Origin of the sequence: Bacillus sp. COPE52 (assembly GCF_003355115.1) — a bacterium.
GTDB lineage: Bacteria > Bacillota > Bacilli > Bacillales > Bacillaceae_G > Bacillus_A > Bacillus_A toyonensis.
In genome coordinates this window covers 2,746,450-2,771,280 of sequence record NZ_CP031292.1, presented here as the reverse complement: position 1 = coordinate 2,771,280, position 24,831 = coordinate 2,746,450, and the positions used below count along the sequence as shown (strand labels likewise).

Annotated in this window: 29 protein-coding genes; 19 read left to right on the top strand and 10 right to left on the bottom strand. The window is 35.0% G+C overall.

The window, feature by feature from the left end; all coding sequences use genetic code 11:
• The first annotated feature begins 124 nt into the window (after nt 1-124).
• Nucleotides 125-1,306, top strand: coding sequence for a D-alanyl-lipoteichoic acid biosynthesis protein DltD (gene dltD, locus DPQ31_RS13830; RefSeq protein ID WP_000782332.1), 1,182 nt, complete (start codon nt 125-127; stop codon nt 1,304-1,306).
• A gap of 40 nt (nt 1,307-1,346) precedes the next feature.
• On the opposite strand, the gene DPQ31_RS13825 is transcribed toward dltD, so the two are convergent.
• Nucleotides 1,347-1,571 (bottom strand): hypothetical protein, encoded by a 225-nt coding sequence (locus DPQ31_RS13825; RefSeq protein WP_199632163.1) that lies wholly within the window; start codon nt 1,569-1,571, stop codon nt 1,347-1,349.
• A gap of 232 nt (nt 1,572-1,803) precedes the next feature.
• Nucleotides 1,804-2,409 (bottom strand): undecaprenyl phosphate transporter UptA, encoded by a 606-nt coding sequence (locus tag DPQ31_RS13820; RefSeq protein WP_000952907.1) that lies wholly within the window; start codon nt 2,407-2,409, stop codon nt 1,804-1,806.
• 274 nt (nt 2,410-2,683) lie between these two features.
• On the opposite strand from DPQ31_RS13820, the gene DPQ31_RS13815 reads away from it, so the two are divergent.
• From DPQ31_RS13815 to DPQ31_RS13805, 3 genes are read left to right on the top strand one after another with little or no spacing between them, the layout of a single operon-like run.
• On the top strand, nt 2,684-3,811 hold the full coding sequence (locus tag DPQ31_RS13815) for an HD domain-containing protein (RefSeq protein WP_208732050.1): 1,128 nt from the start codon (nt 2,684-2,686) through the stop codon (nt 3,809-3,811).
• Between the two features lie 20 nt (nt 3,812-3,831).
• Nucleotides 3,832-4,329 (top strand): GNAT family N-acetyltransferase, encoded by a 498-nt coding sequence (locus DPQ31_RS13810; protein ID WP_208732049.1) that lies wholly within the window; start codon nt 3,832-3,834, stop codon nt 4,327-4,329.
• A gap of 54 nt (nt 4,330-4,383) precedes the next feature.
• Complete coding sequence (locus DPQ31_RS13805; RefSeq protein WP_087969903.1) at nt 4,384-5,220, top strand: metallophosphoesterase family protein; 837 nt, start codon at nt 4,384-4,386, stop codon at nt 5,218-5,220.
• A 175-nt stretch (nt 5,221-5,395) separates the two neighbouring features.
• On the opposite strand, the gene DPQ31_RS13800 is transcribed toward DPQ31_RS13805, so the two are convergent.
• Complete coding sequence (locus DPQ31_RS13800; protein ID WP_000447231.1) at nt 5,396-6,160, bottom strand: DUF1836 domain-containing protein; 765 nt, start codon at nt 6,158-6,160, stop codon at nt 5,396-5,398.
• A 259-nt stretch (nt 6,161-6,419) separates the two neighbouring features.
• On the opposite strand from DPQ31_RS13800, the gene DPQ31_RS13795 reads away from it, so the two are divergent.
• Nucleotides 6,420-6,869 (top strand): hypothetical protein, encoded by a 450-nt coding sequence (locus DPQ31_RS13795; protein ID WP_000914475.1) that lies wholly within the window; start codon nt 6,420-6,422, stop codon nt 6,867-6,869.
• Nucleotides 6,857-7,165 carry a YxcD family protein gene (locus DPQ31_RS13790; protein WP_000447764.1) on the top strand — a complete coding sequence of 103 codons (309 nt, stop codon included), beginning with the start codon at nt 6,857-6,859 and terminating at the stop codon, nt 7,163-7,165. The genes DPQ31_RS13795 and DPQ31_RS13790 overlap by 13 nt, the downstream gene beginning before the upstream one ends.
• A gap of 24 nt (nt 7,166-7,189) precedes the next feature.
• On the opposite strand, the gene DPQ31_RS13785 is transcribed toward DPQ31_RS13790, so the two are convergent.
• The 4 genes from DPQ31_RS13785 to DPQ31_RS13770 form a co-directional block, all read right to left on the bottom strand.
• Entirely contained in the window at nt 7,190-8,425 is a 1,236-nt protein-coding gene (locus DPQ31_RS13785) for an NAD(P)/FAD-dependent oxidoreductase (protein WP_208732048.1), read from the bottom strand.
• On the bottom strand, nt 8,422-8,754 hold the full coding sequence (locus DPQ31_RS13780) for a (2Fe-2S)-binding protein (RefSeq protein WP_000087053.1): 333 nt from the start codon (nt 8,752-8,754) through the stop codon (nt 8,422-8,424). The genes DPQ31_RS13785 and DPQ31_RS13780 overlap by 4 nt, the downstream gene beginning before the upstream one ends.
• On the bottom strand, nt 8,751-9,023 hold the full coding sequence (locus DPQ31_RS13775) for a (2Fe-2S)-binding protein (protein WP_000182286.1): 273 nt from the start codon (nt 9,021-9,023) through the stop codon (nt 8,751-8,753). Before DPQ31_RS13775 ends, DPQ31_RS13780 begins: the two co-directional genes overlap by 4 nt.
• Before the next feature lie 224 nt (nt 9,024-9,247).
• A complete protein-coding gene (locus DPQ31_RS13770) occupies nt 9,248-10,909 on the bottom strand; it encodes a sigma-54 interaction domain-containing protein (protein ID WP_087969901.1) in 1,662 nt (553 codons plus the stop codon).
• Between the two features lie 180 nt (nt 10,910-11,089).
• Here DPQ31_RS13770 and DPQ31_RS13765 point away from each other — a divergent pair, with 180 nt between their 5' ends.
• The 7 genes from DPQ31_RS13765 to DPQ31_RS13735 all read left to right on the top strand — a co-directional run bounded on the left by DPQ31_RS13765 (nt 11,090) and on the right by DPQ31_RS13735 (nt 18,793).
• A complete protein-coding gene (locus tag DPQ31_RS13765) occupies nt 11,090-12,265 on the top strand; it encodes an NAD(P)/FAD-dependent oxidoreductase (protein WP_208732047.1) in 1,176 nt (391 codons plus the stop codon).
• Entirely contained in the window at nt 12,262-13,299 is a 1,038-nt protein-coding gene (locus DPQ31_RS13760; RefSeq protein WP_208732046.1) for a proline racemase family protein, read from the top strand. The genes DPQ31_RS13765 and DPQ31_RS13760 overlap by 4 nt, the downstream gene beginning before the upstream one ends.
• Nucleotides 13,296-14,237, top strand: a complete 942-nt coding sequence (locus tag DPQ31_RS13755; protein ID WP_208732045.1) for a proline racemase family protein — start codon at nt 13,296-13,298, stop codon at nt 14,235-14,237. Before DPQ31_RS13760 ends, DPQ31_RS13755 begins: the two co-directional genes overlap by 4 nt.
• A 22-nt stretch (nt 14,238-14,259) precedes the next feature.
• Entirely contained in the window at nt 14,260-15,156 is an 897-nt protein-coding gene (gene dapA, locus DPQ31_RS13750) for a 4-hydroxy-tetrahydrodipicolinate synthase (RefSeq protein WP_098711346.1), read from the top strand.
• Between the two features lie 18 nt (nt 15,157-15,174).
• The gene (locus DPQ31_RS13745) at nt 15,175-16,659 is read left to right on the top strand and encodes an aldehyde dehydrogenase family protein (RefSeq protein WP_098711345.1); all 1,485 of its coding nucleotides are present in this window, start codon (nt 15,175-15,177) and stop codon (nt 16,657-16,659) included.
• 153 nt (nt 16,660-16,812) lie between these two features.
• Nucleotides 16,813-18,303 (top strand): alanine/glycine:cation symporter family protein, encoded by a 1,491-nt coding sequence (locus DPQ31_RS13740; protein WP_000413790.1) that lies wholly within the window; start codon nt 16,813-16,815, stop codon nt 18,301-18,303.
• A 124-nt stretch (nt 18,304-18,427) separates the two neighbouring features.
• The gene (locus DPQ31_RS13735) at nt 18,428-18,793 is read left to right on the top strand and encodes a carboxymuconolactone decarboxylase family protein (protein WP_315969885.1); all 366 of its coding nucleotides are present in this window, start codon (nt 18,428-18,430) and stop codon (nt 18,791-18,793) included.
• Nucleotides 18,794-18,835: 42 nt separating this feature from the next.
• Here DPQ31_RS13735 and DPQ31_RS13730 read toward each other — a convergent pair whose 3' ends face one another.
• Nucleotides 18,836-19,141, bottom strand: a complete 306-nt coding sequence (locus tag DPQ31_RS13730; RefSeq protein ID WP_208732043.1) for a ribosome small subunit-dependent GTPase A — start codon at nt 19,139-19,141, stop codon at nt 18,836-18,838.
• Nucleotides 19,142-19,202: 61 nt separating this feature from the next.
• Complete coding sequence (locus tag DPQ31_RS13725) at nt 19,203-19,844, bottom strand: HD domain-containing protein (RefSeq protein ID WP_000874099.1); 642 nt, start codon at nt 19,842-19,844, stop codon at nt 19,203-19,205.
• 106 nt (nt 19,845-19,950) lie between these two features.
• Here DPQ31_RS13725 and DPQ31_RS13720 point away from each other — a divergent pair, with 106 nt between their 5' ends.
• The 4 genes from DPQ31_RS13720 (at nt 19,951) to ppaC (ending at nt 23,246) form a co-directional block, all read left to right on the top strand.
• Nucleotides 19,951-20,454, top strand: a complete 504-nt coding sequence (locus DPQ31_RS13720; protein WP_208732042.1) for a GNAT family N-acetyltransferase — start codon at nt 19,951-19,953, stop codon at nt 20,452-20,454.
• Between the two features lie 157 nt (nt 20,455-20,611).
• Nucleotides 20,612-21,127, top strand: a complete 516-nt coding sequence (locus DPQ31_RS13715) for a DinB family protein (RefSeq protein WP_208732041.1) — start codon at nt 20,612-20,614, stop codon at nt 21,125-21,127.
• Between the two features lie 372 nt (nt 21,128-21,499).
• Entirely contained in the window at nt 21,500-22,165 is a 666-nt protein-coding gene (locus DPQ31_RS13710) for a lytic polysaccharide monooxygenase (protein WP_000753785.1), read from the top strand.
• 151 nt (nt 22,166-22,316) lie between these two features.
• Entirely contained in the window at nt 22,317-23,246 is a 930-nt protein-coding gene (gene ppaC, locus DPQ31_RS13705) for a manganese-dependent inorganic pyrophosphatase (RefSeq protein WP_097957313.1), read from the top strand.
• Between the two features lie 272 nt (nt 23,247-23,518).
• On the opposite strand, the gene DPQ31_RS13700 is transcribed toward ppaC, so the two are convergent.
• A complete protein-coding gene (locus tag DPQ31_RS13700) occupies nt 23,519-23,707 on the bottom strand; it encodes a DUF4017 family protein (protein WP_000789481.1) in 189 nt (62 codons plus the stop codon).
• Nucleotides 23,708-24,024: 317 nt separating this feature from the next.
• Here DPQ31_RS13700 and DPQ31_RS13695 point away from each other — a divergent pair, with 317 nt between their 5' ends.
• Both DPQ31_RS13695 and DPQ31_RS13690 read left to right on the top strand, forming a co-directional pair.
• Entirely contained in the window at nt 24,025-24,474 is a 450-nt protein-coding gene (locus DPQ31_RS13695) for a DUF6884 domain-containing protein (RefSeq protein ID WP_097952465.1), read from the top strand.
• A 150-nt stretch (nt 24,475-24,624) separates the two neighbouring features.
• Complete coding sequence (locus DPQ31_RS13690; protein ID WP_261797517.1) at nt 24,625-24,819, top strand: hypothetical protein; 195 nt, start codon at nt 24,625-24,627, stop codon at nt 24,817-24,819.
• Nucleotides 24,820-24,831: the final 12 nt, after the last annotated feature.

The following is a 24,831-nucleotide window of genomic DNA, read 5'->3' as shown; positions in this document are numbered from 1 at the left end:
AGGAAATACATACATGTATATAATAGATAAATAGAATGTAACATGTATAGAGAAAAAGGAGAGAAAAGATGACGTGTCAAAAACAAGGGTTACAATTTAATAGTAATGGAATGAGGAATATTTAATGAAGATGAAGCATGCTTTCGGACCAATTATTTTAGCCTGTGTACTTTTTTTCATTGTATTGCTTATTCCGTCTAAAAGTTTAGTATCGCTAATTAGTGATAAAAAGATAGAAGATGCGGCAACGTCCTTACAAAAAGAAAAACTACAAAGTGTTTTCTTACAACAGAAAATGTTAGAGAATTCGCAGTATTTACCGATGTACGGTTCATCTGAATTTTTACGAATGGATGCATACCATCCATCTAACTATTTCAAAGTAAATCCAGCAGGTTTTACACCATTTTTAATTGGAACTGGCGGTACGCAAAGTTTAGCTCATATTTTAAATATGACGTCTACAATGGATGATTTGGAAGGTAAAAAAGTCGTTTTTGTTCTTTCGCCACAATGGTTTACAAAAACGGGTGTATCACAAGGAGATTTTACTAATAATTTCTCCAAACAACAAGCATATCATTTTATTTTTAATGATGACATTAAACCTGAAATGAAGAAGCAGATCGCGAAACGACTATTAGATTATAAAGTTGTTCAAAAAGATGATATATTAAAAAATTCATTAGAAGGTATTGTTTATAATGATACGAAACATAACATAAAAGCAGGTCTAGCCAAACCACTTGCTTATATGTACCGAAACATTTTAGATCATAGAGATTTATTTAATTCTTTATTTAAGATTGAACCGATGAAAGAGAAAACAAATATGGGACTACGTTCAATTTCTTGGGAGAATGCACGTAAACATGCGGAACAAGAAGGGCAAGCGGAGTCTACTACAAATACATTTGGAATTGAAAACCCGTATTACTATAAACATAATTTAAAGAAAAAATTAAAAGGCCTAAAAAATTTTAGAGCAAATGAATCGTATGATGAATCACCAGAATATGATGACTTACAAATTGTTTTAGATCTTTTCAAAGAAAAAAATGTTAAGCCACTCTTTATCTCTGTACCTGTAAATGGACCTTGGTATGATTACGCTGGTTTCCCGAAAGAACGCCGTGAAGTGTATTATACAAAGGTTAGAGAGCAAGTTGAGAAAGCAGGGTATCCAGTAGTCGATTTCTCTAGCCATGAATATGATAAGTATTTCTTAAAAGATACGATTCATCTAGGCTGGAAAGGCTGGATCTATTTTGATGAAGCTGTGCAGAAGTTTTACTCTGAGAAATAACAACTTAGAAACAGGAACGGCTATGAGCTGTTCCTGTTTTTTAATAAAGAGGATTTTGATGTGGGCAATTCGGAAATGCGTGTATATCTTGAATTTGTCTGAAATCATAATGTTTCATCGCGAACTGAGATTGGTAAAGGTATTCATACACATATAATTGGCCATCATGTGCTGAACATAATACCCCAGCAGTTCCTTGCCCATTCATGAAGGAAATGCCGATAGGGCGTCCAATTAAGTATGGTATTTTTTGTTGCCAGTGCATTGGGGAAATCACTCCTTTTTGGGATAATATACGAAAGGAATGCCTAAATTGTTGCTTATCCATGTAAATATGGGGGCTTTTCATACAATTTCTAGAAGGTGTTATTAGGAGTGGGTTATAAATGGCAGACTTGAAGCATAAAGAGGAAATAATACAATTTTTAATACATAATCAAGCCTATAATAAAAACCGCTATAATTCTGAATGAATTTTTAGCGGCTTTCTTATTATCTTAAGCAAGTTTTTTACGTTTTTTTGTCCACTTTTTTATTACGAAATATAAAAGAATAAGTACGACGCCACCGATAGCGAACGATTTCACATACGGTCCAGCAATATCATTAATATTCTCCCAGTTTTCACCTAGTTTTTCACCTAAATAAATAAAAATAATAGACCAAGGGATGATTGCAAGTGCCGTTAATGTAGTGAAACGTAGTAATGGCATTTTTGTAATACCAGCAGGGATTGAAATCGCATGACGCACTACCGGAATGAAGCGAGCTGTGAAAATTACGCCAGTTCCGTAACGATTAAACCAATCTTCGGCAGCATCGATTTGTTTTTTATGAATGAAAATATATTTTCCATAACGTTCTAATATAGGGCGTCCACCGTATCGTCCAATCCAATAAATAAAGATTTGAGCAATAACGCCGCCAATGGTACCAAATACAACTGCACCAATAAATGAGATGCTACCATTGAATACTAAGTATCCTGCATAAGCGAGAACAATTTCACTTGGAATAATCTCGATCATTAGTCCAAGCATAATGCCCCAATAACCTAATCCTTCAAAAAACGTTAATACTGAGTGAATAAAACTACTTAACATTGTTGCACCTTCTAATGTATGGATTTTTGAATATACGCCCTTTTACTTAATTACATAAAAGGTTCACTATGTGTAGATTATACCTTATTTATATAGGGGATTGCTATTTCAATTCTTTTATGTCTCGTATAAGTATTATAGTAAAGGATATAAATTGCGTTTTCATGAAGAAATAATGAAAAGTTCATTAAAAATTTCTCATATATTAATGAAAAAAGACTGAAGATTAAGTATAATTATATAGGCTTTAATTTACAAAATAGGAGGAGAATGTATGCGTGTTGCAGATCCAATTTATGGTCTAATCTCTATTCATGATAGAGATATCCTTCAATTGATAGATACAAAAGCATTTCAAAGGTTGGCATATATTAAACAACAAGGACATACTTATTTTTTACATGAGAACGCAATACATACGAGGGAAGAACATTCGATAGGTGTATATGTACTAGTAAATAAAGTGATCGAACACCTTACTGAGATTGGTGATATACATTTATCGAAATATGAACGAAAGCTAGTATCTACTGTAGCTCTTCTACATGATGTTGGACATGGTCCGTATTCACATTGTTTTCAGCAAATATCAGGTGAAGATCATGGTGAGTGGACGATACGAATCATTCAGGAGGATGAAAAAATACACGCGATTTTAAACCAAACTCCTGGATTATTAGATGATGTAACGAAAGCTTTAACAGAAGATGGAGTTTTTCCAATTATAGATGAACTATTATTTAATTCATTAGGAATGGATCAATTAGATTTTTGGAATAGAGATTTATATTACTCATCGCTTGAATTAGAAGGTTTACAGATAGAAGAATTGATTGCTAACATGCGTTTAATTGACGGTAAACTTGTTATTGAAGAATCGGGAATCCCCTTCATTGAACAATTAATGAAAATGAAAGAAGGGCTTTACAATAATGGCTTTGGCCATCCGTTTGTAGTAGGGAAAGATTTATTGTTGCAATCCATATTTCAAAAGATAAAGGAGAAAAATCTTTCGTTCCATACTCCTGAGCTACAAAATTTCTTTTATAAAAGAAAGAAGATAGAGGACTTTCTTCCATTACAAGATGAAATGATTATAAATGAAATAAAGTGCTTTGCAAAATCAGATGACATAGAAATAGCAGCATTAATCCATCTTTATTTCTCAGCAACTAAAAGTTTGTCATTTGAAAAAGGAAAAGAGGGCGATTATAAAAAGGAAAATAGCACCGCAGTGGTAATAACTGAGAAAAAAGCTTACAGTTCATACGTAGGTGGTATTTATGTGTATAGTGAGGGGCAGCTAGATGACATTTTAGAAAAATCGAATTTTATTCAAGAGATAGTAAAATTGCCTAAAAAAGAATATGCGTATTTTTTTAAATTAGGTGTAGTAATTTGAAATGTAGATGAGGTGAAAATATGGATTGGCATGAACGTTTATTACAAATAGATGATTTATCAATTATATTAGAATGGTATAACAATAAAGAATTACATAATATAGCAGATGTGAAATCATTTAAGCGATATACAATTGAAGAGCTTCGGCAGTATTGGACTGAAAAATTGTCGCGGTCTTATGCGAGCTATCATGTAATAGTAGTAGAAGATGAAGTAATAGGGAGAGTCGGATTAAAAAAGAAGAAATGTGAAGATGCGTACGTGATGGAATACTCTATCCTCATTGGTGTTTCGAATTTATATTCAAAAGGGCTTGGAACGGAGATTACAAAGTATTTTATTAGTAAATCATTTTTAGATCCTGATATAGAAGCTGTTGTATTACAAGTTAGGGAAGATAATAAGAGGGCCATTCGTTGTTATGAGAAAGCTGGATTTAAAAAAGAAAAATCGTATATAGAGAATCAAGTGAAAGTGTATGATATGCACAGAGTTAAGAAAGAAGAAACAATATAGAAAAATACATGCATTTAATTCGGAATATAATGTTAATTTAGGGGGATGAAATACATGAAACATAAAATTGCTGTACTGGCAGATGTACATGGAAATGCAACTGCTTTAAAAGCAGTTATCGAAGATTCTTTGAAAGAAGGTGTGACTGATTATTGGTTTTTAGGCGATTTAATTATGCCTGGTCCTGGATCGAATGATTTATTTGAAATGTTAGATAGTATTAACGTTGATACTTATGTACAAGGAAACTGGGAAGATAGCTTTCTTGACGTTCTTAATAAAAACATTGATATTGATAACGCAACTGATATTTATGTTTCTAGATTAGTTCAGTATCAATGTGAAAACTTGGATAAAAACTATATTAATCATATTAAAAATTTACCATTACATATAACAAAACAGGTTAATGATTTATCAATCAGTATTAGTCATAATCTACAAAATAAAAATTACGGAGGGGATTTATGGCCCACTAATAATCAAGAACAGTTTGATCGGTTATTTGATCGTGATTACGATATTGCGATTTACGCTCATACCCACCATCAATTGTTGCGCTATAGTAGCAATGATCAATTAATTATTAACCCAGGAACAGTTGGACAACCTTTTTACAAGTGGAATAAGCTAAACTCTGACTTACGTGCTCAGTATGCAATTCTTGAAATTGATGAGGCAGGGATTACCGATGTGAGGTTTAAAAAGGTTTTTTACGATGTAGAAAAGGAATATAAAAATGCCACTAATAAACATCTTCCTTATATTGATTTATATCGAGAGCTGTTAGAGACAGGAAGAACTCATACGCATGATATTGAATTATTACAAGAAATTAATGAAAAATATAATTATAAAAATGAAGTACTTAAGTTTATCGAGAAAATCTGATAGGAATTTAATAGAAAGAAATGAACATTGTTGAATGTTAGGTTAGTAATGATTTTTACATAATCAAGAGCTATTGTAGAACGAAACTTAAATGTAAAATGATTTGTGTAGTTTATATTGATTGAAAACAAGCATCCCCCTGTCATATACGTAGGACAGGGGGATGCTTGTTTTTTTATGGTTTTACATCTAGGTTTTGTAAAAATAACGTTGCTGTTACGTAACGTTTCGCTAACATTTGTACATATGCGGTATGTACAGAAAGGGTCGCAATAATAATAGCGTTACGAATTGCTTCGCGTTGTTCGTTATTAATTTGATCGAACTTGCTTGCGATTTTATCAGCTTTTTCTTTTACGATATTTTCAATTGTATGAACGGTATCTGTTGCATTTAATTGTAAGCAATTCCCTTGATTGAGTTCTTCAAATAGAGAAGAGTATGCTACATATAAATGAACAGGATTGATTAAATCATCACTTCGATCGGCTGGGTCATTTACAATAAGGCGTAATAGCTTACGAATGGATTCAAAATCAAGTGCTGTTTTTAAATCTTCGACAATAAATAGTAAGGCTGCTTGTTCAATTGAATATTTTTTCCCTTTTTGAGGAGAGCCAATCATTTCTTTTATATCTCGTTTCACCCAGTTTTGCATCGCAGTTACAGAGAAACTTGTGTTTTCAATCTGATTACCAAGTGCAACAATTTCATTTAAAGAAAAACCAACGTCCGTATCGTCAATCTTAATTAGTTTTTCGAAAATAGGTGAAAGTGCGGTAGTAATAAAAGCAGTTACGCTTTGTCCGCTTTCAATATCTTTTTTATGCGACTTTGCCCAAGCTTCTTGTAAAATACCGAGAGGTTTTTTCGTATTCCATCCTCTAAGTGATAGAAGGAGGGTTGCCATTTCGTTTCGTGTGAGATGAAATGTTTCCATCTTTTCACCTCCAAAATAATAAAAAGTTCTTATGAACTTATAATATGTTTTGTTTCATTTAAAGTCAATTCTGTTTTTGCTTAATTTTTCCTTTGTCATGAAACTGTAAGAAGTAAATAATACTTGCATATTTCGACAAAAGTTCATATAATAAGTTCATAAGAACCTTTAAAATGTTCTTAAAAACAAATCTATCATTCTAAATTTACAAGAAAGATAGATTTCACATATATCTATATAAAAGGAGAATGGATATAATATGTTGAAAAAACTTGTAGCAGTAATGACAGCATTCATGGTTATCTTTGGAGCTAGTAGCTTCATGTTTGTAGATCACGCAGCAGCGAAGAGTTACAAATCTGGTAAAAAATCATTTACACCAAGTTCAGGTCAAAAGTCAAAAGTTGATTTAAACAAAAAAGACTCAAACGTGAATTCTCAAAAAACGAATCCAGATTCAAAAACAAAAGCAGCAAACACAGCGCCAAAAAGTAATAAAGGAAGCTTTATGAAAGGTTTATTACTAGGTGGTCTTGGTGGTTTACTAATGGGTAGCTTATTTGCAAATATGGGAGCTCTTGGTTCTGTATTAGCGTTTATGGTAAATATGTTAGTAATGGCTGGTATCGTAATGTTAGCAGTTCGTGCATTTAAATACTTCAAAGATCAACGTAAGAAAAAGGCAGATGAAGTAGCATGGAAACAATAAAAATTTCTGAGCAAGAGCTTATAAATGCGCTTTGCGTATATATCGCTGAAAAAAGACAAGTGGGTCCAGAAGAAGTATTAGTTGAACTAATGTATGATGATGAGTATGGTTTCTCTGCTGAAGTAGAGGTAAATGGTCGTCAACAAATTTTAATTCAAGCGAACTTAATCGAGGCACTACGCTTATTACTTGACAGAGAATACAATGTCAATTCATTCGCAGCAAGATTACAACTTGAATTAGATGATGAAGAAGGCATTTATGCATTAGCGAAATTTAATAACTCGGATGAGTAGTGAAAAGAGCTGTTGAGAGTAATCTCAGCAGCTCTTTTTAGTATGTGCATATGTGGTGGAATAATCACGCCAAATTTCATTCATCTTTCGTCTACCAGCATCAATCATTGGATTAAACTGAATCGCAGCATGATGGCGTACGGTGTGAACATGTTGGATTGCTTGTTGTAAGTGTTGTTCAACTGAATTTGATTTTATATTAGCTTGTTTTACGATTGAATATCCAGCGACACTCCCTTGCGCCATCGCGATTTTCCCACTTTCAATCCCAGTAATATTTCCGGCTACAAATAAACCTGGAAGAGAGGTTTCCATTGTTTCGGAATGAAGAGGGACGTGTCCACCTAATTCTGGGATGTAATGGAAAGGGCATCCAGCTACAGCAGCAAGCTCAGCAAGCGGATATAAACCTCCAGCGATACAAACGAAATCTGCCTCATATATCTTCTCTGATCCATTCATAATGTTTCCTTTAGAATCAATAGTAGCAACACGAACACCTTCAACTTGATCTGTTCCAATAATTTCAAGTGCAGCTTTCCGAAGATGAAGTGGTGTCCCGTTTATTTTCATTCCGTTATTTGGATAGAAGTTTAAGCTGGCTTTTCGAATCCAATCATATTTCATAAAACGGCTACCTATACGCAAAAAAGCAGAAGGAGCGAGATGAGCTGCATTTAAAAGGGAGTTCAAAACTTCTTCTGGTTCACCAGCTTTTTGGCTTAACTCACTTTTTTCAGGAAGTACGATATGATCCACTTTAATTCCAGCTAATTGCAATTCATTTAAAATGGCGAATGATAAAATGTTAGCACCAATAATGATTCCTTTTTTTCCGACTTGCACGCGATGAACATTTGTCATAACTTGAGCCGCTCCAATTGACATAACTCCTGGAAGTGTCCAGCCAGGAAGGGGGATAGAATACTCCGCAGCGCCAGTAGCAATTAATACGAACGGAGCTTCTAACGTACCGATATTTGTATGTACGAACCAAGAACTATCATCTTTATCTAAATTATAGACGGAAACACCGCACCGAATATCGACTGACAGTGATTCGGCTTCTTCGTAAAGACGTTTTGCTTCTTTAATTCCGTTCCACCATTCTCCAGTAGGCTCTTGATGTAACTGTCCTAACAATCTCCCGCCAGGTTTCATAAATTCATCAATAACAAGTAAGTTAAGTCCAAAACGTGCACAAGAGATGGAAGCTGATAATCCTGCCGGCCCTGCACCAATAATAATTACATCGATCATCGCTTTTTCACCATCTCTCTCACGATATTTGGATGCTGTTTTCCGCTTTCAACAATCATATCGTTTTCTACAACTGTTAAGCATGCGCGTACATTCGTTTGATTATTTACTGTCACACGGCATTCTGAACAATGACCGATATTACAATAAATACCTCGCGGGTTCCCGCTATCTTCATGTACGCGTAGCGTTCGTATTCCATTTGCTAGCAGGGCAGCAGCAATTGTTTCATGCTCATATGCTTCATATTGTTGCCCGTTAAATTGAAAAGTGATGCGCTGACTATTATGTAAACTACCTAAAATAGGGTGATGTGTAATTCTACTCATTTATTATCACCTACCGCTCCAAAGGTAACAGCACGTATTGGTGGTTGATATTTTAACGGTATTTCATTAGGAGTTACGTCAGGATTTGCACTTTCAATCATTCGATCTAACATCATTCTACATGTGCGGCCACCGCAAAATCCCATACCGGCACGTGTTCTTAGTTTTAATTCTCTTGCCGAGCATTTATATTCAGCAATTGTCGATTGAAGTTGTCCGTATGTAACCTCTTCACAACGACAAACAATTAAGTTCTCTTTATTCGTCATATGTATTCCTCCTCTAGTTCGGTTTGCACAAATTATAATGCAAAAACTATGCCAATATAGAGGAGTTAAGAATTATCCCGCATTAACGGGCAGTAAGACCCCACCGCAAAATCCAGCGAAAGTAAAGAAGTTAGGTGGGGGTCGGGCTGTCCGTAAAAGCCTGATTGGTGAGGGCTGATAATCAAGTGGGGATGAACAAAACCACCACTGATTAATGCTTCACTTTATTGTAACCCAAGTTTTTTTAAACGATTATATAAAGTGGCTCGCGTTACCCCAAGTTGTTTCGCACATTCTAATTTATTCCCCTTTAAAATGTGTAAAGCTCTTTCAATGACTTTTTTCTCATGCTCATCCATCTCTTCTTGTAAAGAAAGAATCGTATGATTATTGCTGAGTAATAGGGAATGAGACGTATGATTGTCTATAGTATCATTTGTATGAAATGGTAAATATTCTTGTTTTATAATACCGTCTGTCGCAAATACGACGAGTCTCTCAACTACATTTCGAAGTTCACGAATATTACCAGGCCAATCGTAATGAAGTAGTTCATGCATAATGCTTGAAGGTAAGTCACGAATAGGTCTGTTATAGTTAATTGAAAAATCGTTTAAGAAAGAGTATGTTAATTCAATAATATCTTCTCGTCTTTCTCGCAGCGGTGGAATCTGTAAGCTAACTACATTTAAACGATAGTATAAATCTTCTCGGAAAGTTCCTTTTCGCATTTCTTCTTGTAAATCACGATTTGTAGCAGCGATAATACGGAAATCAATATTTATTTCTTTCTCTCCACCAACTCGGTAATACTTTCTTTCTTGCAATACACGTAAAAGTTTCACTTGCATATCGAGAGGCATTTCACCTATTTCATCAAGGAACAAAGTACCACCTTGAGCGAGCTCTATTTTACCTTTTTTTCCTTTACTATTCGCTCCAGAAAACGCCCCACGTTCATATCCGAATAATTCACTTTCAAATAACGCTTCTGGAATTGCGCCGCAGTTAATTGAAATGAAAGGCGCCTTTGTTGCCTCACTTGCTTCATGTATTGCTTTCGCAAATACTTCTTTTCCGACACCGCTTTCGCCGAGTATTAATACGGTTGATTTCACTGAACAGACCTTTCTAGCTAATTGAATAGTCCTTTGTATAACAGGGCTTTTTCCATTCATCGCGAGGAAAGGATCGGATGTATCTTTATATTTTGCTACTTCTTGCTCTAATCGGTGCATTTCATGTGACATATTAAATAGTTTTTCATTCAATACAACTTGATTTGTCACATCTGTTTCTGAAACGACTGCTCCTATAATTTCATCGTTACAGTAAACTGGGTTTGAATTTATTAATACGAACAAATCAGGACGAGGCTGATGGAATTGAGCGATTATACTTTTTCCGTCATGCAATGATTGCAAGATTTCCAAGTCTTTATAATCAAAAAAACGAGTAATTGGTTGTCCAATAATTTCATTATGATTAACCGAAAAGATTTTTTCAGCACCATCTGTCCACGTACGGACACATTCTTTTTCATCAATGACTGTAACAGAAGAATCAGTCGTTTGAATTACAGTGTTATAAAAAGATTGTAGCTCAGTGTAAGACTTATAAAGAAACGGAATCATTTGCTGAGCCGTTATACAACATATTGGCTCTTCGTTTTTGTTAATGATGACAACGGCTAATGCATGTGAAAGTGCATCAATTAAAGTAGTGAACGAGTCGTCCTCATATATATAGCCGCAACTATATTCTTCTGTAGTAGAAGGGAGGTAATAAAATGTCCCATCTACTTTGTTAATGTGTTTCATGCCACTTGTATAATCGATAGACAAAATTTTCATAAACTCTTTGATTGTTGGAAATGAAAATGTCATAGCGTCCTCCTGATATGTATAAAAATTTAGACAGTGATAAAAAAATAATACACCTATTTACGATAAATTTAAAATATTTTTACAAATAAAATATTATTTATAAAAAGTGTATATATGTAGAGTTGGCACGTCAATTGCATAAAAGAAAATGAGAGATGTAAGTGAAAGGAGGGGTGTTTTGTGAGGCACTGTGACGTTTTAATAATAGGTGGTGGAATTATAGGATGTTCTATTGCATATTACACTTCAAAATACGGAAGAGACGTAACAATCATTGAAAAAGGTGAGTTTGTCAGTGGGACGTCTTCACGGTGTGACGGAAACATTTTGGCGATTGATAAAGACCCAGGGTTTGATAGTCAAATGTCATTAGTAAGTCAAAAATTAGTAACAGATTTAAGTGAGGAGTTGGAGCACTCATTTGAATATAGGGCGCCAGGAAGTATTCTAGTCTGTGAATCAGACGAAGAGATGGAGGCAGCGCAGCAATGGGTGAATCGTCAAAAAGATGCTGGGTTACCGTTTCGAATGCTTGATAGGCAAGATATAAGAGAGGAATCACCATTTTTTGCGGATGATTTATTGGGTGGTTTAGAATGCGCAACTGATTCTACTGTAAATCCATATCTCCTTGCATTTTCACTTCTAGCAGAGTCGGAAAAAATGGGTGCGAAAGCGATTAATCATACAGAAGTAAAAGAAATGAAAAGAGATATAGACGGCTCCTTTATTGTAGAAACGACAAGTGGGATGTTTACTGCGAAGCAAGTTGTGAACGCAGCAGGTGTGTGGGCTCCAAAAATCGGGCAGATGTTAGATGTAAATATTCCAATCGAACCGAGAAAAGGGCATATTATTGTAGCCTCAAGGCAACAACACGTAGGTTGCCGTAAAGTAATGGAATTTGGTTATTTAATTTCTAAATTTGGCGGAAAACGAAAAGTGGATGCTTTAACTGAAAAATATGGGGTAGCTCTTGTATTTGAACCGACAGAAAGCCAAAATTTTTTAATTGGTAGTAGTCGAGAGTTTGTAGGATTTCAAACGAGAATTAACAACGAGGTTATAAAATGCATTGCGAACAGAGCAATTCGTTTTTATCCGAAAATGGCAGATATGATGGTGATTCGTTCATATGCCGGCTTACGTCCGTGGACAGAAGATCATTTGCCAATTATTTCACGAGTGGATCATATTCCAAATTATTATATTGCAGCTGGACATGAAGGTGATGGAATTAGTCTTGCGGCAGTTACTGGGAAAGTGATTGAAGAGTTATTAAATGAAAAAGAAACAATTATTCCAATTGAACCACTTCGTTTGAGTCGTTTTACAGAAAGGGTGTTAAACGGATGAGGTCACAAAGAGTCTTTACGACGATTGATACACATACGGGCGGGAATCCAACGAGGACATTAATTAGCGGACTTCCTAAGTTAATTGGAGAGACGATGGCAGAGAAGATGTTACATATGAAAAAGGAATATGACTGGATTCGCAAATTGTTAATGAATGAGCCGCGTGGTCATGATGTAATGTCTGGAGCATTGTTAACGGATCCGTGTCATACTGAAGCTGATATAGGCGTTATATACATAGAGACAGGTGGATATTTACCGATGTGTGGTCACGATACAATTGGTGTGTGTACAGCTTTAATTGAATCAGGTTTAATTCCAATAGTTGAACCGATTACTTCTTTAAAGCTTGATACACCAGCCGGCTTAGTTGAAGTGGATATTACTGTTCAAAATGGAAAGGCGAAAGAAGTTTCATTCTGTAACATACCAGCTTTTTTACTGAAAAATATTACTGTACAAGTCGAAGGAATTGGAACTGTAGAGGCTGATATTGCGTATGGAGGGAATTTTTATGCCATTATCGATGCGAAGTCAGTAGGTTTAGAGTTAGTACCAGAAAATGCATCCATAATTATTGATAAGGCGATTCATATTCGAAACACAATAAATGAGAGGTTTGAAATTATTCATCCAGAGTATTCGTTTATAAAAGGATTAACACATGTTGAATTTTATACAGATCCTACTCATAAAAGTGCGCATGTGAAAAATACAGTTGTTGTTCCGCCAGGAGGAATTGATCGATCTCCATGTGGTACAGGAACATCAGCGAAGTTAGCTGTATTATACGCTCATAAAAAAATCGACATCGATGAAGAATTTGTTCATGAGAGTATTGTAGGTTCACTATTTAAAGGGTGTGTCATGAATACAACATATGTAGAAAATATTGAAGCGGTAGTAACAAAGATTACCGGCTCAGCTTGGCTTATGGGGATGCATAGATTTTTCTACAATGAAAAGGATCCACTGAAAGAAGGCTTTTTGCTAATTCCGCCGATGGAACATGAAACGGAGGATGTAAAATGAACATTCAAAAAATGTATACAGCAGTAGATGTGCACGTAGCTGGCGAAGCGTTTCGTGTAATAAAGGACGTACCATGCAAATACTACTACAGTTTAAAACATTTAAATGAACAATTTTCAGGCGAATTAGCAGAAGAAATGCAGCTTTTATTAAATGAACCACGTGGTTTTATTGGGTTAAATGGATGTATTGTCGTTCCTTCTATTCATAAGGAAGTGGATGCAGCTGTGTTATTTTTTAATCATGAAGGAACCATTCCTCTTCATTATGGAGGTATTGTCGCAGTAATAACGATGTTACTAGAAAGTGGATATTTAAAAAAGAGAGAGTCTAATCAATACAAAATTGAAACACTATCTGGAATATTTTCAGTCCATGCCTATGTAGTGGATGATGAAGTGATATCGGTGTCGTTTGAAAGTAAACTATGTTATATGGTTGAGAAAGATTTGAAGATTGGTAATATACGTTACTCTCTTATACAGGCTGATAAAGTATATGCAGTTGTAGAAAAGGATACGTATTCACCAGAAATTGGTATTAAAAATATTTCTGAATTAAAGAAATGGGGGGAAGCTACACTTCAAGCGATACAAAAACAGTCGCTTATAAAAAGACTTATTTTAGTAGATTCTTCGCAAACAGAAGAGAAACATATAAAGTCGATTACATTTCATGAAGATAACTTTATTGTCCGTTCTCCGGGCTTTGTTTCTACTATTGTGTCCTATGTACATGCGTTATTTAATAATGAGTATATAACGGATAAACCTTTTAAAAATGAAAGCATATTTAATAGCTTTATAACAGTAGAAAAAGTGAAGAAAGAAGAACTAGGATATATTTTCCGTTTTGAGAGTAGAGGTTTTATTACAGGGATGCAGACGTTTCTATTAGACCCTACTGATCCATTTCCAACAGGTTTTTTATTAAAATAAAATGTTAAAGGGAGAGATAAATATGCAAAAAATTAAAGGGGCATTTCCAGTATTAATAACACCAATGGATGAATTTCAAGAGATTGATTGGAAAGGTGTAAAACAAAACGTAAACTACTTTATTGAGCAAAAGATAGCTGGAATTATTATTAATGGAAGTACAGGGGAGTTTGTTAGTTTATCAAAAGAAGAACGATTTAACATGGTAGAAACAGTATTAAAAGAAGTCGATGGCCGTATTCCAGTCATTGTTGGAACTGCAGCAGAAACGACGAAAGAAACGATTGAATATACGAAACATGCAGAAGCACACGGAGCGGATTGCGCATTAATTATAAACTCTTACTATTGTAAACCGAAGGAAGAGGAAATTTATTTTCATTTTAAAGAAATCTCAAACGCTGTAAATATACCAATTATGTTATACAATAATCCATTTACTTCTGGTGTTGATATGAGTACAGAGTTAATGCTTCGAATTGGAAAAGAGTGTGAAAATGTTACACATATTAAAGAGTCTAGTGGAGATATTCGTAAAGCAAGAGATTTAGTAAGACAAGGCGAAGGTGCTTTTCAAGTTTTCTGCGGATCTGAAGATTTAGTTATGGAGTCTTATCTAGTTGGTGCCTCGGGATGGGTTTCAGTTGCAGGAAATATCGTACCAGGACTCGTTACGAAAATGTATGAGCATTTTCAAAATGGTGAATTAGAAAAAGCATGGGAGATAAACGATGCGATTTTACCTCTTTGTGAATTTCTTGAAGGATCAGGGAAATATGTACAAATTGTTAAACGGTCAATGGAATTACACGGGCAAGTTGGAGGACCTTCTCGTTATCCGAGATTAGGATTAACTGAAGTAGAAGATCAAAAGCTTCAAACGATATTATCCGAAATCGCAGCTCATGCAGCTGTTTAAATAGGGAGGCGTGTATATATGTTAACGACAAACATTGAGCTAAAACCAAAAGTAAAAGCGTTTTTAAATGAAGAGATTAGAATGTTTATTAATGGTGAATTTGTTCCTTCTATTAGCGGGAAGACGTTTGAAACATATAATCCAGCAACAGAGGATGTTCTAGCTGTCGTATGTGAAGCACAAGAAGAAGATATTGATGTCGCAGTAAAAGCTGCGAGATTGGCCTTTGAATCAGGCCCTTGGACAGAAATGACTACTGCTGAAAGAGCACATCTTATATATAAACTAGCGGATTTAATTGAAGAACATAAAGAAGAATTAGCACAGCTAGAAGCATTAGATAATGGAAAACCATATCAAGTAGCACTTGAAGATGATATTGCAGCGACGGTTGAAAACTACCGTTATTATGCAGGTTGGGCTACAAAAATTATCGGACAAACAATTCCGATTTCAAAAGATTACTTAAATTACACACGCCATGAACCAGTTGGTGTTGTAGGTCAAATTATTCCGTGGAATTTTCCGCTCGTTATGTCTTCTTGGAAAATGGGAGCTGCACTTGCAACTGGTTGTACGATTGTATTAAAACCTGCAGAACAAACACCTTTATCGTTGCTATATACAGCAAAACTTTTTAAAGAAGCTGGTTTTCCAAACGGTGTTGTAAACTTTGTACCAGGTTTTGGCCCTGAAGCAGGAGCTGCGATAGTGAATCATCATGATATTAATAAAGTTGCTTTTACAGGATCCACTGTTACGGGAAAATATATTATGCGTCAATCTGCAGAAACAATTAAACATGTAACGTTAGAGCTTGGTGGTAAGTCACCAAATATCATTTTAGAAGATGCTGATTTAGAAGAAGCGATTAATGGTGCATTCCAAGGGATTATGTATAATCATGGCCAAAATTGTAGTGCGGGATCCCGCGTATTCGTTCATCGGAAGCATTATGAAACGGTAGTAGAAGAGTTAGTAAAAAGGGCAAATAATATTAAACTTGGAGCTGGGATGGAAACTGATACAGAAATGGGGCCACTCGTATCTAAAAAACAACAAGAGCGTGTGCTGCATTATATTGAACAAGGAAAGAAGGAAGGTGCTACTGTTGCAGCTGGTGGTGAACGTGCATTTGAAAAAGGCTATTTTGTTCAGCCAACCGTATTCACAAATGTTACTGATGATATGACAATTGTTAAGGAAGAAATCTTTGGACCGGTTGTCGTTGTACTTCCATTCGATTCAACAGAAGAGGTAATCGAAAGGGCAAATCACTCTTCATATGGACTTGCAGCAGGCGTATGGACACAAAATATTAAAACAGGACATCAAGTTGCCAATAAATTAAAGGCAGGAACAGTATGGATTAATGATTATAACTTAGAAAATGCAGCTGCACCATTTGGTGGATATAAGCAATCTGGTATTGGGCGCGAACTAGGTTCCTATGCGCTTGATAATTATACAGAAGTGAAGAGCGTTTGGGTAAATATTAAGTGAAAAACTAGTTTGTGAGAGTCTTGCAGACGATGAATAGTGAGATAAAAGAATGATGAAATAGTATGAGAAGCGGACAACTGGAATGTGGGATAAAGGTTGTCCGTTTTCTTATATGAAAATTACTTTTTCAAAAGAATGATAAGGGGGATTTGGATGGAAAAGTTAGTAGAGTGGTTAGTGGGGCAAGTATGGAGTATAGGTTTAGTTGTTTTCGCATTAGGAGCAGGAGTGTATTTTACCATTGCGACTCGTTTTTTACAGATTCGTTATTTTAAAGAGATGATTAAGCTACTTTTTGAAGGGAAAAGTTCAGAGACTGGAATATCATCCTTCCAAGCATTTTGTTTGGCTCTATCAGGAAGGGTTGGAATAGGTAATATCGCAGGGGTAGCAACAGCAATAGCTTTTGGGGGACCGGGCGCTGTATTTTGGATGTGGGTGATGGCACTTTTAGGAGCCGCTAGCGCATTTGTTGAATCAACATTATCTCAAGTATATAAAAGTAAAGTAGGAAATGAATATCGTGGTGGTACACCATATTTCATTGAGAAAGGTTTAAAAATGAAATGGTTTGCAGTCATTGTAGCGGTAGTTGTAACACTTTCATACGGCGTTTTATTACCAGGTATTCAATCGAGTAGTATCGCTGTTGGATTTGAAAACTCTAACGGTATTAGTAAATATGTAACAGGTATATTTTTAGTTGTGTTACTAGCAGCGATTATTTTTGGGGGAGTAAAAAGAATTGCTGGTGTGTCACAAATGTTAGTACCTTTTATGGCAATTGGCTATGTAATTGTTACATGCATCATTTTAATTGCAAATGTAACGGAAATTCCAAGTATGTTTGCTTTAATTTTCTCAAGTGCATTTGGTGTAAATGAAATGTTTGGCGGGATCGTTGGTGCAGCAATTGCATGGGGTGTAAAGCGAGCGGTGTTTTCAAACGTTGCAGGTGTTGGAGAGGCAACATATAGTTCGGCTGCTGCAGAAGTATCGCATCCTGCAAAACAAGGGTTAGTTCAAGCGTTTTCTGTATATATCGATACAATTGTAGTTTGTACAGCGACAGCGCTTATGATATTAATAACAGGTATGTACAATGTTATACCTGAAGGGAAAAGTGCAATTGTACAAAATATAGGCAATGTAGAAGCAGGTCCTATTTATACACAACAAGCAGTTGAAACTGTTATGACTGGATTTGGTCCAATATTTATTTCAATCGCAATCTTCTTCTTCGCATTTACAACTTTGCTTGCTTATTACTATATCGCAGAAACGACTCTCACTTATTTAGATCGTGGATTGAAATATGGATGGTTAAAACCAGTTTTAAAAATTGGATTTTTAATTATGGTATACATCGGTAGCGTAGAATCAGCTTCACTTTTATGGAATCTTGGAGATTTAGGAATCGGTAGTATGGCATGGTTAAACCTTATTGCAATCCTATTATTAAGCAAAACCGCATTAAAAGTGTTAAAAGATTATGAGGCGCAGAAAAAAGAAGGGAAAGATCCAGTATTTGATCCTAAAAAAGTAGGAATGGAAGGTTTAACGATTTGGGAAGAGCGAAGTAAAGAGGGAGAAAGGAAAAGTTCTAAAGAAAAAATGTCGGTGGATGATGGGCTGAAACTGTAAACGTGTAAATTTAAAAGTTTAATAAACTGAAAATTCTTTCTATTTTTAAAGTGAGTATTTGTATATATCATTCATTTTATCTCATACTAAAGTAAGTGTAAATAAAATGAATGGAGGATATACGATGGAAAATCAACAATTTGGCTCTATAAATGATGTATTACTTCATTACAAAGAAGGTATTGGAAATTTCACACAACAAATTCCTGAAATTGCAGAAACCTATAACGCTTTTACACAAGCGTGTTTTCAGGAGGGTGCATTAACTAAAAGAGAAAAACAGCTTATTGCATTAGGGATTAGTTTAGCAACACAAGACGAATATTGTACGATTTATCATACAAAGGGATGTATTGACCAAGGATGTTCTGATAAAGAAATTTTAGAAGCTTCTGGTGTTTCGACCGCGTTTGCTGGCGGAGCTGCAATGAGTCAAGCAGTAACTTTAGTACAAGAGTGTATGGTGGAATTAAAAAATCAAAGTCATTAAACTAGAAAACCCTCCTTAAAATAATATTTTAAGGAGGGTTTTCTAGTTTATCCTAATTTTTTGAAAAAGTTTCAATTGCTTCATATAGTCGATAGCTTTTGTTTTATTTCTTTGCTTAGAAACATATTGTGCCTCGTTTAAATGTCTATAATAATTTTTAAATATTTCTTCAGAAAGAATTCCATCAGACATGGCTTTTTTAACCGCGCATTGTGGTTCATTTGTATGTGAACAGTTAGAAAATTTACATTTCCTAGAGATATCAACTATATCTTCATATCCAATATTTAAGTTACCTTCATGATTTATTAAGTCAAATCCTATTTTACTAATAAGTAATCCCTCCACTTTTAAATGAGTTTTTTAGAAGCATACTTACAAATTGTATCGTTTTTAAGTTATGATTGTTTTAATATTCTGTATTCTTATAAATTGATTTCTCTACATCAGGGAGAAGGGTGTATATGCTCTTCCCAATTAAAGATTCTAATTCATTCTTAATTGTATAGAATCCTTTCCAATGTAAAGAAGTATGAGAGGTTGTGCCATGACGTAAACCAACAGAAACCAATCTTCTTTCAAGCGTAGTAAAACCATCTGCATCAGCGAGAGCGTCGCAAAGAGTAATTACTTTATTGTATAAGTCATAGTCACTATGTTCATTCAATATTTCAATTAACCGGCTTTTCATATAATCAGGAACAAGGCTCCACTCTGCTGCGATATCTATATGCTCATTTTTGCAAGGAAATGAATGCGTCACACATATAACGGCGTTTCCTGTATACCCTAAATCATTCATATACATGTAACCATCATAGGAATGAATAACAGATTTAGTAAAACCTTTATATCTTCCTATATCATGCAGGAGAGCGGCATTGTATGCTATATCAACATCTAAGTCATACCCGTTTTTTATAAGTTCTACAATTATTTTTTCAGTTGCATTGGCAACATGAATTGAATGTTCGAACCAAGGACCTGGGTTTTGTTCATATGCCCAATCCAGTAATTTTCTTGCGTATTTCCTGTCTAATATATATTTCATATAGTGATCCTTTCTCTAAAAAATCGTATCTTAATCAATTTCATCTTAATATTTAATTATTCCTGCTATAAAAATTGTTAAAATGAAAACAAAAGGGGGAAAAGTAATGCGAAATTTAGTAATTGAAGAAATGAAGCAACTAGAAAATGAGATTGAAGATCTTTCTAAACTTTTGACAACGGTTGTAGATGATGGGGCATCAATTGGTTTTTTACCTCCACTGGAACAAAAAGAAGCAACAAATTATTGGCAAGCGGTATTAGCACCAGAAGTAATATTGTATGTTGCTAAAATAAACAATGAAGTGGCAGGAAGTGTTCAATTACATTTAGTTACAAAGCCTAACGGGACCCATAGAGCTGAGATTTGCAAGTTAATGACTCATCCGAATTTTAGACGTAACGGTATTGGACGTTCACTTATGCAAAAAGCAGAGGAAAGAGCGAAACTAGAAAACAGATCTCTTTTAGTATTAGATACTAGACAAGGAGATCATTCCAATAGATTGTACAAGTCATTAGGCTTTCAAGAATCCGGTAAAATACCGGGGTATGCAATTTCTCCGGATGGTGAGTTAGATGCAACGGTTATTTATTATAAAATGATTTAGTTTTTTCTTTTCATTCTTTAACTTCAAATTGAACGTTCAATTTGAAGTCCAGTTTATATAAGAGTTTAACAGGTTTTTAAGAGGTAGTATTAAAATAGGGATTTTGAAGCCATTTGGTGAATAGTAAATATTAATCTAAAAGATGGAGGTTGCTGTGATGTTGAAACTGTTTCAATATAACTGGCAAGTTCGTGATGATTGGTTTACATGGTGCGAAGACATGTCGGCTGAAGAACTAGTAAAGAAACGGATCGGTGGGTTCGGCAGTATACTACATACCCTATTTCACATTGTAGATGTGGAATATATGTGGATCTTAGGGTTGCGCGGCGAATCAGTCCCTGAGGAACCAGTGTTTGAAGAGTATGCCAGCTTACAAAAAGTGAAAAATCTTTCAGCTCAATACCGCGAGAAAGTGAAGCCGTTTGTGACTTCTTGGACAAATGAAATGGATTCTCGGAAACTTTCAAAAGCTGACTTCAAGGAAGAGCCGATTAACTCAAGAGACGCACCAATTAGGCGCCGAGTCATTGAATGTACACACGGAGAGTTAATACGCCATGTCATTGTCCACGAAATCCATCATATCGGCCAGTTATCTATATGGGCACGTGAGATAGGAAAGGAGCCAGTTTCCGCAAATCTGAGAGGGAGAGGGCTATTTGATAACTAGACTACCTTTGCCAAATTCGTAATTGCACGCTTTAATGGCACAAGGATCAAGTAATAATCAATCTTTTTCAAAACCCACTTTTTCTATTTATTATTTTATCTAGGTTTATAGAGTTAATGTAATCAAACTTTTTTAAGCGCTACACTGTGATATGTAATTGTAAGTAGTTAACAATAAAACGACAAAATAAATAATAGATGTGATAACTGGTAATTAATATACGTGAAGAATTGATATTTTTGTAGCTAAACGTATTTGAGAAAGTTTTTAGAGGGTTCTTTTAGTAATGCTCTTCCACTTATAATGGATGTAGAGAAGATGACTAGGCAACTATAGTTATTTTCGTGTCATTTTTGGGAAGGGGATGAAAGAATGAAAAAGACAAGTTTACAAAAGATGAAAAAGGTTATGTTAAGTGGTGGGATATTACTTACGGGATTATTAACATTTGGATTTTCAGAAAAGGCTTCAGCTCATGGGTATGTAGAATCACCAGCGAGCCGATCTTATTTATGTAAGCAAGGGGTAAATGTAAATTGCGGTCCAGTTCAATATGAACCACAAAGTGTAGAAGGAATAGGCGGCTTTCCGCAATTAGGACCTTCTGATGGACAAATTGCAGGTGCTGGTCATTTTCCTGCTTTAGACGCTCAATCAGTGGATAGGTGGAAGAAAGTTACGTTAAACGGCGGGACGAATACATTCAAGTGGAAACTAACGGCTCCTCATAGTACGAAAGAATGGAAATACTACATTACAAAGAAGGATTGGAATCCAAATATGCCTTTAACAAGGTCTAGTTTAGATGTAGTGCCGTTCTATGTGAAAAATGATGGCGGAGTTAGACCGGGGACAACAGTAACGCATGAAGCAAATGTACCAACTGATCGTAGTGGCTACCATCTTATTTTAGCTGTTTGGGAGATTGCGGACACTGGAAATGCATTTTATCAAGTTATTGATGTGAACCTTGTGAATAATGGTTTAAATTCCAATTTTGCGTTTAACAATGCAGTGCAAGTTCCTACACTATTTTAAATTAAATATACATTTTGATCATCTAATTCATTTTAGATGATCTTTTTTATGAAAAATATAGAGGAAAGTACAATTATTTATAAAAAATTCGGCTTTAAATATTGTCATATTTGCTTCTTTAAGATATCCTTTTCATGAAGAGGTGGAAAACATGGAAAAAGTACTAGTTTTCGGGCATAAAAACCCAGATACAGATGCAATTTGTTCTGCAATTGCTTATGCAGAATTGAAAAAAGAATTAGGAATGAATGCTGAGCCTGTACGTTTAGGCGAAATCAGCGGTGAAACTCAATTTGCGTTAGACTATTTTAAAGTAGAAGGACCGCGTTTTGTTGAGACAGTTGCAAGCGAAGTGGACAACGTTATTTTAGTTGACCATAACGAGCGTCAACAAAGTGCTAACGATATCGAATCTGTTCGTGTGTTAGAAGTAATCGATCATCACCGTATTGCTAACTTTGAAACAAGCGATCCTATTTACTACCGTTGTGAGCCAGTTGGATGTACAGCTACAATCTTAAACAAAATGTACAAAGAAAATGGCGTTATAATTCGTAAAGAAGTTGCAGGTTTAATGTTATCTGCAATCATTTCAGATTCTTTATTATTCAAATCTCCAACTTGCACAGAACAAGACGTAGCAGCAGCTCGTGAATTAGCGGAAATCGCTGGTGTAGATGCAGATAGCTATGGCTTAGAAATGTTAAAAGCTGGTGCTGACTTAAGCGGAAAAACAATGGAGCAATTAATCTCTCTTGATGCTAAAGAATTCCAAATGGCTAACGCGAAAGTTGAAATTGCACAAGTAAACGCTGTTGATACTAACGACGTTCTTGTACACCAAGCGGAACTTGAAAAAGTTATCTCTGCAGTAGTAGAAGAAAAAGGTTTAGACCTATTCTTATTCGTTGTAACTGATATCTTAACTAACGATTCTGTCGGTCTTGCGATCGGTAAAGCAGCAAACGTTGTTGAGAAAGCATACAACGTATCTCTAGAAAACAATACAGCTACATTAAAAGGTGTTGTATCTCGTAAAAAACAAATCGTACCAGTATTAACTGAAGCATTCCAAGCTTAATACTATTCAGTACTGATTAACAAAAAGGACAAGTAGTCGGATGGCTACTTGTCTTTTTTATTTGTTACATAGGATACTGGTATGAAAATAAGGACAGCATTAGCTATCCTTATAACTGTTTATTCCGCATTAACGGACAGTAAGAGCATTACCTCAAAGTTCAGCGAAAGTAAAGAAGTTAGGTGAGGGATCAACTGTCCGTAAGAGCCCGATTGGTGAAGGCCAATAATCCGTGGGGGATGAAGAAAACCCTCACGGATTAAAGTTTCACTTTATTCGTAAGACTTTTTCCTGTTTATATAAAATGTAATAACAGCAGTAATGAGGAAAATGGGTATTGCGTACGCTTGCCCAACAAACAACTTCCAACTAATAGAATTATAGCCTTCAGATGCTGGAACAATCATAACAATAACACAAACGATAAAATAGACGAATAGTGCAGGGATAATATTTTTCATTATTGTTCACCTCCTTTAAAAAAACAATAAAATAAATATATTAATATATTACAATTTATATGATTCGTTTTAAAGATTAAGCTCACAAAATGTTTATGAAGTAGTATTATATTTGTAAAGAGTGCAGTGTACTACGTAGATGTAGAACGAAAAAAATTGGACTATGCTTCTGAAAAGAAGTGAAATATGAGTGGAAATCGATATAAATATGGTAAAATATTCAATTGTGACGTTTGGAATTATTATATAGTATTTTGCGAGGGAAATGTATGAAATAATTGATTTAACATAAGGAAGAAAAGAGGTAAGAAATATAGATGAAAAGATTATGTATAATCCCATGTGGAAAGAAGAAAATCTGGGATAAGTATGTAGATTATGGACCTACTGAGGCGAAGAATGTATATATTAGTCCTTTCGGGAAAGCATGTCAGGCGTACGCAACTGAGTTTTTTGATGATTGGGTTATTTTATCAGCAAAGCATGGATTTTTAAAGCCGAATGATATTGTACAAGAAAACTATGATCTTGCATTTGATTCGAAGAGTGATGAAGTTATTAGTATAGAGCAACTACAAAAACAGATGATTGATAAAGGTTTAATACAGTTTGACGAAATTGTTTTGCTTGCGGGAAAGAAGCATAAAAAAGTAGTCACAAAGTTATATCCAGAAGAAATCATTACATATCCGTTAGAAGGATGTAAAGGGATTGGGTATATGCTGCAGAGGTTGAAGGGGGCTGTGGAAGCGCAGAAAGAAGTATAGCCTTAGAAAAAAGGCGCTGAAAATGATTTGTAATACAAAGTTATATGAATGAAACTATTTATAATACATATAAAATAGACTAGTAAACAAGCCTTTTTATACTTTCAAACATAGAATATGATAAATGCCATTGAAGGGAGAGTCATATTCATGGGAAACAATTGTCGTTGTAGACAGTTCGGGGATTGTAATAGATTTTGGGATGATCTAATGTTTGGAAGATGCAGACGTAGAGATTGTGACGATTGCTGCTGTAGACGTAAACGTCATTGTGATTGTGATTGTGATGATTGCCGTTGCAATCGTAAGCGTGACGATGATGACGATAAATGCCGCAAGTGGTAATTTTTTTGAAAG